The sequence below is a fragment of the Cecembia calidifontis genome (assembly GCF_004216715.1).
GTDB classification, from domain to species: Bacteria; Bacteroidota; Bacteroidia; order Cytophagales; family Cyclobacteriaceae; genus Cecembia_A; species Cecembia_A calidifontis.
Map to the genome: position 1 here is coordinate 3,463,791 of NZ_SGXG01000001.1, position 10,974 is coordinate 3,474,764.

Annotated in this window: 12 protein-coding genes; 7 read left to right on the forward strand and 5 right to left on the reverse strand. The window is 39.4% G+C overall.

Features of this window, described 5'->3' with window-relative positions:
- The first annotated feature begins 9 nt into the window (after window positions 1–9).
- Complete coding sequence (locus tag BC751_RS14875) at window positions 10–1,371, forward strand: AGE family epimerase/isomerase (RefSeq protein WP_130276344.1); 1,362 nt, start codon at window positions 10–12, stop codon at window positions 1,369–1,371.
- 102 nt (window positions 1,372–1,473) lie between these two features.
- Here the strand turns inward: BC751_RS14875 and BC751_RS14880 are convergent, their stop codons facing one another.
- Window positions 1,474–1,887, reverse strand: a complete 414-nt coding sequence (locus BC751_RS14880; RefSeq protein ID WP_242617488.1) for a nuclear transport factor 2 family protein — start codon at window positions 1,885–1,887, stop codon at window positions 1,474–1,476.
- The gene (locus tag BC751_RS14885; RefSeq protein ID WP_130276345.1) at window positions 1,880–2,317 is read right to left on the reverse strand and encodes a DUF6526 family protein; all 438 of its coding nucleotides are present in this window, start codon (window positions 2,315–2,317) and stop codon (window positions 1,880–1,882) included. Before BC751_RS14885 ends, BC751_RS14880 begins: the two co-directional genes overlap by 8 nt.
- Before the next feature lie 156 nt (window positions 2,318–2,473).
- On the opposite strand from BC751_RS14885, the gene BC751_RS14890 reads away from it, so the two are divergent.
- Both BC751_RS14890 and BC751_RS14895 read left to right on the forward strand, forming a co-directional pair.
- Window positions 2,474–3,787 (forward strand): polysaccharide deacetylase family protein, encoded by a 1,314-nt coding sequence (locus tag BC751_RS14890; protein WP_207226893.1) that lies wholly within the window; start codon window positions 2,474–2,476, stop codon window positions 3,785–3,787.
- A gap of 61 nt (window positions 3,788–3,848) precedes the next feature.
- The gene (locus BC751_RS14895) at window positions 3,849–4,274 is read left to right on the forward strand and encodes a hypothetical protein (RefSeq protein WP_130276346.1); all 426 of its coding nucleotides are present in this window, start codon (window positions 3,849–3,851) and stop codon (window positions 4,272–4,274) included.
- A 158-nt stretch (window positions 4,275–4,432) separates the two neighbouring features.
- On the opposite strand, the gene trpS is transcribed toward BC751_RS14895, so the two are convergent.
- Window positions 4,433–5,407, reverse strand: coding sequence for a tryptophan--tRNA ligase (gene trpS, locus BC751_RS14900; protein WP_130276347.1), 975 nt, complete (start codon window positions 5,405–5,407; stop codon window positions 4,433–4,435).
- A gap of 70 nt (window positions 5,408–5,477) precedes the next feature.
- Here trpS and BC751_RS14905 point away from each other — a divergent pair, with 70 nt between their 5' ends.
- From BC751_RS14905 to BC751_RS14915, 3 genes are all read left to right on the forward strand, one after another.
- On the forward strand, window positions 5,478–6,569 hold the full coding sequence (locus BC751_RS14905) for a DUF1573 domain-containing protein (RefSeq protein ID WP_130276348.1): 1,092 nt from the start codon (window positions 5,478–5,480) through the stop codon (window positions 6,567–6,569).
- Window positions 6,570–6,695: 126 nt separating this feature from the next.
- Window positions 6,696–6,953, forward strand: coding sequence for a YtxH domain-containing protein (locus BC751_RS14910; RefSeq protein WP_130276349.1), 258 nt, complete (start codon window positions 6,696–6,698; stop codon window positions 6,951–6,953).
- A gap of 163 nt (window positions 6,954–7,116) precedes the next feature.
- Window positions 7,117–7,671, forward strand: coding sequence for a hypothetical protein (locus tag BC751_RS14915; RefSeq protein ID WP_130276350.1), 555 nt, complete (start codon window positions 7,117–7,119; stop codon window positions 7,669–7,671).
- A gap of 12 nt (window positions 7,672–7,683) precedes the next feature.
- Here the strand turns inward: BC751_RS14915 and BC751_RS14920 are convergent, their stop codons facing one another.
- Entirely contained in the window at window positions 7,684–8,313 is a 630-nt protein-coding gene (locus tag BC751_RS14920; protein WP_130276351.1) for a response regulator, read from the reverse strand.
- Window positions 8,314–8,317: 4 nt separating this feature from the next.
- The gene (locus BC751_RS14925; RefSeq protein ID WP_130276352.1) at window positions 8,318–10,177 is read right to left on the reverse strand and encodes a sensor histidine kinase; all 1,860 of its coding nucleotides are present in this window, start codon (window positions 10,175–10,177) and stop codon (window positions 8,318–8,320) included.
- A 119-nt stretch (window positions 10,178–10,296) separates the two neighbouring features.
- Between BC751_RS14925 and BC751_RS14930 the strand changes: the two genes are divergently transcribed.
- Window positions 10,297–10,839 (forward strand): hypothetical protein, encoded by a 543-nt coding sequence (locus tag BC751_RS14930; protein ID WP_130276353.1) that lies wholly within the window; start codon window positions 10,297–10,299, stop codon window positions 10,837–10,839.
- Window positions 10,840–10,974 lie beyond the last annotated feature (135 nt).

Genomic DNA, 10,974 nt, shown 5'->3' on the forward strand with positions numbered 1-10,974 from the left:
AGCAAAGCAATGAAACATAACCTTTTCTTCCCAAACTTTTTGGCCATTTTCTTTTTATTTGGATGTAATAAGGCAGCGGATACATCCTCAGAAAGCCAGCTGCTGAAATCCGCTTTGGAAAAATCCCTTAAAGAGAACTTATTGAATACTTGGTATCCAAAAGCAGTAGATTGGGAGGCTGGGGGATATTTCAGTGATTTTACCTATGATTTTCAATTAAAAGACAGTCCTCAGGAAAAAATGATCGTGACACAGGCCAGACACCTTTGGTCCAATTCCAAGGCTGCACTGAGGTATCCTGAAGATGAGCATTTTAAATTCGCTGCAGAGCATGGTTTTAAGTTTCTAAAGGATAAGATGTGGGATAAGGAAAATGGCGTTTTTTTTCAATTGGTAGATCGGTATGGAAACCCTTTATTGGAAAAATCGACCATGAAGACGGCCTATGGGAACAGCTTTGGTATTTATGCCCTGGCTGCCTATTTTGAGGCCACAGGGGACTCTGCCGGACTGGAGCTTGCCATACAGGCTTTCCGTTGGATGGAAAACCATAGCCATGATCCTGTTCATAAAGGCTATTTTCAGCACCTGGACCAAGGGGGAAATCCGGTTCAGCGGAAAGCCGATACCCCTTCTACTTCTGATTTGGGATACAAAGACCAGAACAGCAGCATCCATCTTTTGGAAGCCTTTACCGAACTTTACCATGTTTGGAAAGACCCTTTATTAAAAGAAAGGCTGGAAGAAATGCTTTTATTGGTAAGGGATACCATAACCCATGAAAAGGGCTATTTGGTTCTGTTCTTTGAACCTGATTGGACACCAGTAACATTTAAGGATGCTGATAGGGAAACCATTCTCAGGCATAAAAATCTGGATCATGTTTCCTTTGGGCATGATGTGGAGACGGGTTTTCTCCTGATTGAAAGTGCCCATGCTCTTGGTTGGGGGGATGATGAAAAGACCATCAAACAAGCCAAGAAAATGATAGACCATGCTTTGAATTACGGGTGGGACAATGATCTTGGAGGATTTTATGACGAAGGCTATTATTTTAAAGGAGAAAAATTCCCTGAGATTATCAAGGATTCCAAAAACTGGTGGGCACAGGCCGAGGGTATGAATGCACTTCTGGTATTATCTACCTATTTTCCTGATGATGAAAAGGATTATTTCGGCAAATTCCGACAACAATGGGATTATATCCAAAAGTACCTGATAGACCATGAGCATGGGGATTGGTATCCAGGCGGATTGGACAAACAACCACAAATGAAAACTGCTGACAAAGGACATATCTGGAAAGCCAATTACCATCAGTTCAGGGCAATGGCCCATTCGATTAAAGTATTGGGAGATCTTGAGGAATAAGGTGAAATTTCTTTCTAAGTCCCACCTTATACCTCATTCATAGTTCTTCATTTCAAATTCTACATTCCCAATGACACCCTATCCGTTCCTCATTCCCTTAGTCTATTGCTCATCCCTTATAAAGTATACTTCAGCAATTTTATTCCCTCTGATTTTGTAAATGGCAATAGCTTTAAAAGGAGGTTCTTCCTTGTTGATGGTCACTTCTTCCTGATCAATTACGGTATTTCCCATCACCATCCTGTTGACAAGTTTACAATGTAAATCAGGAGTACGGGAAAACATGCGGCCATAGAGTCCATACATTTCATCTCTTCCCTGATAGAGCAATTGATCGGGGAAGTTGAATACTTTTACATCTTCCGCATAAGGAATAATAAAGGCCTCAATATCCCGGTTATTGTAAGCGTCCAGCTGTTCCTGTGCCAGTCTTACTGCTATTTTTTCAATGTCTTCCTGAGCTGTCACACTTTCAATTAAGAAAAGAAAAAAAATCCCCATTAAAAACTTAAACACGTCTTCTGTCCTCCTGCCAGTTTTCTATTGATTTTTTGATTTCTTTGGATCTCATACCTTCCTTGATGGCTCTATCAATTAAGGGCAGTAACTCCTTATCTCCTGCAAATCTTAAGGCAATGATTTGGGAAAGCCGTAATTTCCTTTCTTTTTCACGGAACGAGGTGCCTGTCAATTCAAAATAACGCTGCCTCATTTCCAATCTGATGATCCGGTCCTGGTTTTTCAGGGCATAGATTCTTGCCAAAAGCGGAAGAAGAAATAAAATAATGGCTCCTATCAGATGATAAAGCTGATCGTTGACCCCAAATCCAGAACCAAGGGCTTTTACAACATTCACTATAGTCCATATCAAATAAACCAAAGTCAAAGGCGTAATCACAAAATGGTGAAAAGGATAGTAGCGGATATGGTTCTTATAGTTCTGCATGGTAATAGGATAAGTTACATTCTCAATTTAAGTCAAAACTCTCCATCTATCAAAAAGATTGTCAACAGGGCCACATTTTTTTTAATTTCGAAGATCGATAGGTAGTTCTCAATAAATTAGAATCCGAGATTATTAACCTTTAACAACCTTAATAAAATGAAATTCCTTATCCCTTCTTTCATCCTTTTGCTCATTTCATTTGATCTTCATGCCCAGGAACTCAGTTTTTCTACCCAAATCCTCAAATGGCCACAGGGGAAGAAAGCTGCCATTTCCATGACCTATGATGACGGCACCTACAATCAGTTTAAAGTAGCGCTTCCCATCATGGAAGAGTTTGGCATGAGGGGAACATTTTATATCAATACTGGAGAAATTCCCGGCCAAAAACAGGAAGCAAAATTTCTGGGCAGAGACCCTATGGCAATCATAGCAGAAACAGCCCAAATACCTACTTCAGAGGAAAATTTATTTGAGAGGGCGGGATTAATTAGGTTTTTGGATATGCCCGGTGCGGTTTCTTATCACGACAGGGCAGGGGCTGCATTTGAACAAGGGAGAAAGGAAACTGCTTTTCAATTGATTGATGAAGGATTTGCTAAGGCAAGGGAAGGGAAAATATCTACATTGAAAGCCCCTCAGATTATTGATGGTCCGATGATCGGATGGGATGAATTGAGATCCTATGCTGCCAGAGGTCATGAGTTTGGTGTCCACACCATTTCCCATCCAAGACTAGCGGTATTAGATGAGAAAAACCTTTTGTTTGAACTGGAAAAGTGTGCGGAAGATATTGAAAGGGAACTGGGCAAAGACTTCTTGTTTTCTGCTGAGTGTCCTTTTGGAACAGAAAATGAGAGAGTGATGGAATATGCTTTGGATTTGTTTCCAGCTACCCGCAACAGGATGCCCGAACCCTGGCTGGAAGAAATCAACCGCTCAGGAAGATTTGATCCTAAAAAGGATTATGAAACCGAGTACGTCCAATGGCAGAGGGGGCCCTTGTCCCAGACCAGCCCTGAACTGATGAAATCATGGGTGGATGATATCCTGACTAGGAATGATACCTGGTTGGTTTTGGTCTTTCATGGTATTGAAGGCATCGGTTGGGAAGCTATACCCGAAACACGGATAAGGGATTATTTTCAGTATATCGCCTCAAAATCAGATGATATTTGGGTGGCAACTTTTGCAGAAGTGACGAAATACCTTAGACAAAGAATGGCCTCCACCGTACACATGTCTGCCAGTGCCAAATTGGTTGAAATCAATCTGCAATCCGATCTTGATCCCTTTTGGTATGACCAAACCTTGTATTTAAAAACCTACTTGCCAAAAAACTGGACTCAAATCCAGGTTTCCCAAAATGGAAAATTGCTGACTTTTGAATCAGTTGAGGATAAGGACGGTAGATATGTCATTTACCCTTATTTGCTAAAAAGCGGAAGTGTTTCGATCAAGGCAGAATAGGGCTAGGTTTTTGGAATAAGGCCTTAGAATCTATACCTTCGTATTTTAACCAATAAGTAAAATGGATTATAAAAAACTGGAAGAGGACCTAGCGGCCATTGTAGAGAAAAGAATTGCTTTGAGTAAAATTTCTTATGATGATGCTTCCTATGATGACATCGAGGAAGAAATGCATGATCTTGAAGATGATTTTAATGATGATTATGGAGATGAATTAGAGGCCATTCTTGATAAAATCTATACGCAATTAAAATCCGATAACGAGGTATTATTACCATCGGCCTACCTGGCCAATGAATACCATACCAAGATGCCTGATGCCTCAGGAAAAGTAACCTATGAAGTAATTGGCAGGGAAGGTGTACCAGTAGAATCCGAACAGTTTGACAAAATGGATGTACGCGTAGTTCTGATTCCCAATCCGGCAAGGTTTGTCCTTCAGATCAACGGAAAATCCATGAAAGATCTTTGGGTGGCAAAAAAATAGTCTACATGGTGTCAATAACCGAATTTACCTCAGCCTGAGATTTTAAAATTTTATGTTTTCAGAACAGGGTGCCAAATTTTAAAATCTCAGCATGACGGATAAGGTAATTTGTCTTGGTTGATCAATCAAAAAGAATGACAACCAAGACATTTATTTTTTTATAAAAAGCCCAACTTTTCCCTTACTTTATGAAGAATGTCTTTGGCAATAACACGGGCTTTTGCTTCTCCTTCTGCTAATCTTGCTTCCAGCTCATACGGATGGGACATGTAATAATCGAATAACCTTCTTTCTTCTGCATATTTGGATAAGATCAGGTCCAAGAATTCTTTTTTGGCATGTCCATAACCAAAATTGCCCGCGAGGTATTTGGACCTGAGTTCAGCTGTCTGTTCAGGATCTGCCACCAGCGCATAAAGCTTGAAGACATTACAAGTATCAGGGTCTTTAGGTTCTTCCAAAGGTGTGGAATCCGTAATGATGCTATTGATGTTTTTTTTCAGTTCTTTTTCAGGCAGGAAAATATCAATGTAATTATTGTAGGATTTACTCATTTTCTGCCCGTCTGTTCCTGGTATAATCATCACCTCTTCAGATATCCTGGCTTCAGGGATGGTAAAAATATCCTCCTCCATTTTATGGTTAAAAGAATTGGCAATATCCCTGGTGATTTCAAGATGCTGAAGTTGGTCTTTTCCCACGGGAACAATATTAGCAGAATAAAGAAGGATATCTGCAGCCATCAAAACGGGATATGTAAACAGCCCGGCATTGACATCCGCCAAGCGGTCAGATTTGTCCTTGAAGCTATGGGCATTGGCCAGCATGGGGAAGGGGGTGAAGCAGCTCAAATACCAGGTAAGTTCCGCCACTTCTGGAATCATGGATTGTCTGTAAAAAACTGTCTTATTGATATCCAAGCCAAAAGCCAACCAAGCTGCAGCTACTGCAAGGGTGTTTTCCCTTCTCAATGCACCGTCTTTGATTGTCGTGAGGGAGTGGAAATCCGCAATAAAAATAAAAGACTCATTGTTGTCTTTTTTGGTCAGTTCAATAGCAGGGACAATTGCCCCGAGGATATTTCCCAGATGGGGTCTTCCCGAACTCTGTATTCCCGTAAGTACTCTAGCCATTCTTTTAAAATTTGGCGCAAAATAAATAATTCAGGGTATAAATCGCTCAAAAATTCACGTTATTTGTCCTATGAAGCAGTACCGAAATTTCAGTCTATTTACAATTATTTTAATTTCCTGGTCTTTAGTGGTTGAAGCACAAACACTTGAAAGGAAACTCTTGACCTGGGATCAGAAAACGGTTCAAATTGGTGCGGTATTAGAAGAAAACGGACCGGTTGAAGCAGTTTTCAGGGCAACCAATCTCAATGATGACAGGATTTTTATTACAGATGTGATCACTGACTGTGGCTGCACCACTGTGGATTATACCAAGGATACTTTGGGAAATACCCAAAAAGCAAACATACAGGTTCGGTTTGACCCCGACCATCGAGGGGGGGAGTTTTCCAAGGTGATCATTGTTAGGACCAATCAGGATATTTATGGGGATACGCTGTTTTTGGAAGGTGTGAATATGCCAGTTCCTGAAAACGTAGAGATGGCATACCCCTATAGAATTGGAAAGGTTGGGTTCAGACTTCCGGGCATCAATATGGGTAATGTCTTTACCAATGAACCCAAAATAAGGTATGTTGAAGTGCATAATTTTGGGTCCGGTGTCCTATCTCTTTCCTCTTTACAGCCCCAGGTACCAGAATACTTAAATTTCCAGCTTGAGCCAGAGCAAATTCCTTCTGGTAAAAGAGGGGTGATGGTGGTAAAATACGATGGGCAAAAAAAACATGACCTGGGTTTTTTTGATGAAAGCGTAAAGGTAAACCTAAAAGAAGGGGAAATCTTGGATTTGAGGATTCTATCAGTGGTGTACGAGTATTTCTCACCAGTTCCCAAAAGTATGGAAAACACCGTTCCCCGTATTTTCATCTCAGAAAATGAAGTGGATTTTAGAGAGGTTCCTTCTGGTAGAAAAGTACACAGAAGCCTGACTGTCAGCAATAGAGGGCAAGAGGATTTGGTTATCAGAAAAATTATGGGGAATTGCGATTGTTTGAAGCTGAACCTTTCCAACCAATTGATCCGTCCTGGTGAAAGGGTAAATCTGGATTTTGAATTCGATACCAAAGGAAGGAAAGGAATTGACCATAAACATATCACTATTTTCTCCAATGACCCGATCAATCCGGTAAGAACAATTACCATAAAAAGTAGCATAAAATAAAACTGAACGGTTGATTTTTTCGTATAAATGGTATAGAAGTTGATATAATTCAACTGGTAGCAGAGAGAAAAATCTCGCTGTACTCCACATCTTTACTTAATTGTTCACTTTAAAAAAATTACAACTATGAACGCTACTAAATTTATCTTGGGCGCCTTGGTAGGTGCAGCAGTAGGTATTCAAATCGGTATACTCGTAGCCCCTGACAAGGGTGAAAATACAAGGAAAAAAATCACCAAAAAAGGTGGTGAATATCTTGATGATATTACTGGAAAGCTCAATGGCTTCTTCGATAACCTGACCAAAAGGGTTTCTGATGTCAGCGATGAAGTAGACAAGCTGGCAAGAAAAGCAAAAGCTGAAGTCAACAAAGTGACCCATTGATCATCAGAAAAAAGTGATAAAGGGAGGCGAAAGTCTCCCTTTTTTAATTGCCGAATATTTGATTCGACATACAAAAAAATACCCTGTATGGGGTATTTTTTGCATCTTAAATTATCCTTATCTTGAAGCTGTTTTTATCCTAATTTCAAACCCTTTTTAAATTATGCAATCAGAAGTAATTTTACCCAGCAATAAATTAGCTTCCTTTGTATCGGGGTATTTTTTGGTGGATATTGATAACAGAGATGAGGAAATAAGCCTCCGGACTTATGAAAGTGGCCCTTCTTTGGGTATTCCTTTAGGAAAACCGTTTTTGTATTATGCAGGAAGAGCGCTTGATGAATTTGAAGAGGTGCCATTTGAGATTTTCGATAAACCCTTACTGTTTTGGGATAGTAAATCGATTGAATGTTTAAGTGTCAAGGGAAATGCAAGGGTTCTTTTTATTGTATTTACAGATTTGGGACTGGAAATACTCTTGAATGAAAAAAAACCGGATTACAAAGATCCAATATTTCCGCTCAGCAGATTGGGAGTTCCAATTTTTAATCTGATAGTCCGAAGAAAACTGCGCCTGAATAGAGATGATCAGTCAGCATTACAGCTTGTAGAACAGGAATTGATCAGGTTTTTTAGACGTCACGATATTGAAGAAAGCCATCAGGCTGAAGTGGATCTTGATCTAGAGGACAATGGGGATTTTCCTGTGATTCCTTGATTGGGTTTAAGGTCAACTGTTGAATTTAGCCATCAATGCTGCCAATTGGGCTGTATTGCTCAGTCCAAGTTTGTGCAAAACATTTCTTCTATGGGTATTGACGGTAAACTGACTCAAAAACAATTTTTGGGATATTTCAGCTGATGTATAACCCTCTGTAATCAAATAGGCAATCTGTTTTTCCCTAATGCTGAGAAGCGCTAATTTTTCTTCGGCACCTGTTCCAGCAGAAGACAAACCTGTGGTTTGGGATTCGGGGAAAAAAGGTTTTCCTTGCATGACCTCATCAATTGCCTTAAAAAGTTCCTGTTTATCGACTGTTTTGGAGAGAAAGCCCAATACGCCAAAAGAGCGGCATATTTCCATCAGGTCAGGATGATCTTCCATGGTCAGCATGACAATTTTTATATCGGGATTAATAGAAAGAAACTCCTGGGCTAAAGAAAGGCCCTTTCCATCTGGCAGGAAATAATCCAAGAGTACAAGATCAGGATTAATGGAGCGGAACAGTTTCAATCCATCTGCTAAAGTTCCTGCATTTCCCAAATACGCTATTTTAGGATTCTCAGCAAGCATGGACCTTAGTCCCTGAAGAAAAATCAAATGGTCATCTATATGTATCAGGCGGATTTTTTCTTCCATTTTTTTAAATCAATTCAAGAGGTAATTCAATAATAATGGTCGTGCCATGGGAATTGGAATCTATAATCATTTTTCCTTTCATGTAAGCCACCCTGTTTTTGATGTTGGCCAAGCCAATTCCTTTATCGGTTTCCTCTTTATTCATGCCTACACCATTATCTTCTACAATAAGCTCCAATATATTATCTTTTTGGATAATCTGAAGCATAATTTCCGATGCTTTCGCATGTTTGGTGATATTGTGCAGCAGTTCTCCACAGATGCGGTAAATCATTAAGGCAAATTGTTCGGAAAGCTTAGTGTCCACTTGGTAATAAAAATTGGTGGATAGGCCTTGATTTTCCTCTAAAAACCTCAATCTGTTCTGCAATACTTTCTGAAGGCCCAGTTCATTCAAATGGGAAGGGGCCAGGTCATGGCTTAGTCCTCTTGTTTCTTTAATACTTTCTTTAAGCATGGACCTCAATTTTTGCAGATTTTGAGCGGCAGGGACCTCCTGAGACAATTTGTCAGTCAAAAGAAAAATACTGGCCAATTGCCCTCCCAAAGTATCATGGAGGTCCCTTCCTATGCGTGTTCTTTCCTGTTCCTGAACTTCAATCAATTGGTCCGCCAGCTCTTTTTCTTTTTGGACTACTTTGAGCATTAAGCTTTCTTTTTCTCTCTTTAAATCGGCTGTACGGCTAGCAAAAGCGGCTGTAATGAAGATGGTTTCCCCAAGAAGGGCAAAGGCTCCACCGAAATCAAACATAAAGCTGGGCAGGCCAAGGGATAATCCTGACTGATGGAGTTGCGTCAAAATACTGGACAGGACCAAAATGGAAATTCCCGCTAGATAATACCCAGCATAAGGTACTTTCAATTTGATCTGACGCAATAAATAAATAAGTACCAGAAAGATAAGGAAAATGGAAAAGCCAAAAGTTAAACGGAGAAAAATCATTTTGTTGACTATGGGAACTTCCAGTTCATTTTTTGTAAGTACCTCCCATATCAGGTATAAATGCAGGAAAATGGAGATTTTGAGCAGCCAGACCAGTTTACTGTTTTTCCTTTGGGGCGGGAAAAAGTTAAGCAATAGCAATAAAAAGAAAACATTGGTCAACAGATTGAAAAAAGGCCTTGATTTACCTGTCCAGGAAGTCTGTTCCGGCCATAGGAATTGAAAACCAATACCCCAATGGCTGATAAACCAAAACAGGATGCTGATGATAAAGAGGGCATAAAAAAGTGCACCGGCCTCTTTGAGTTGTACCGCAGTGAAACAGGCAAAAACCAACATGATCAACATCCAGCCGATCATAAATCCCATGAGCAGATTTTCCCTGGAAATGTTGTTGAAAAATTCATATTCAGAAAGAATCTCAGGTTGTAGCAACAGTGTCTCTCCTGATTTGTCAACCCAAAGTAAAATTTCCCTGTTTTCTCCGGCACTCATGGCCAAAGGAACGATTAAATCTCTATTGGCAATAGGCCTCTCCTGAAAAGGAAACCTGTCACCAAGTACAAACTCTGGAATTGAGTCACCGTTAAAATACACTTCAAGGGTATTGATATGTGGGTTTCTGACAGTTAGGTAATAGGTTTCTGCAAATGGCTTTTCATTGTTGAATTTTAGGTAGATCCACCAGGGTGACTTGCTTATACCTTTGTTGATAATCCCGGTATTCAAAGAAAGCGTATCTACAGATTCCCAGATTTTTTGAACAGGTTCATTCTGATAGGGAATGGTGGCATAAGGTATTTCAAGAGAATTGGGGGAACTGCAAGAAAAAGAACAAATGCCAGATAAGATTAAAAATAACCTGAAAATTCCTTTTTTTATCAAGTTTAGGACAAATGAAATCATTTGTTGTAATGGCATAGATTTTCATGCTCAATATAAGAAGATATTAATTTGAAAAATACCCTTTTTATGGTATTTACACTACAGGTATTTATAACTAATTTTAAGGCATCAACAATTTCATTCCCAGCCTTTAAATGACAGACCAGGACTTTTTATTAGCTTCTTCTACCTTAAGTGAATTCATTACAGGCTTTCTGCATTTTAAAGGGGAGTTTGAAAGTCCTGTTCAAATCCCAATGTATGAAAACAGCCTTTGTATTGGAATACCTTTGGGGAAGCCTTTTGATCTGTATTTGGGAGGAAACAACCTGGAAGAAGAATCCATTTATATTGAATCATTTGACAAACCTTATGTGATCAACGCTCAAGAGGGAATTCATCACATCTGGGTAAGCGGAAAAATTAGTTTGGTTATTCCTGTTTTTACCACCAAAGGGACAGATATCCTGCTTCAGAATTTTGTCTTACACCCCAATCAAAATATTTATCCCTTGTCCAGAAATGGCTTGCCCATTTTTAATCTTTTGGTCAGGAAGCAGCTGAGGGCCATTCAAAATGATCAGGAAGGTCTGGAAATTGTTGAAAAAGAGTTTGCAAGATTTTTCAAAAAACATAGTTGCGAGGAAAGGGTCAAAAGCGGTAATAATAACTCCGAGGATTTTATATTTAACAACTAAGTCTCTAAAAATTTTTAATTATTTGTAGTTTACCAAACAGCATTTAATAATTTTTTTCTTGCCTTGTAGCAACAAATATTTGGTATGAACAAAGAAAAAAACTCTTTAGGATGTTATTTTTTGAAAAAAATTTGC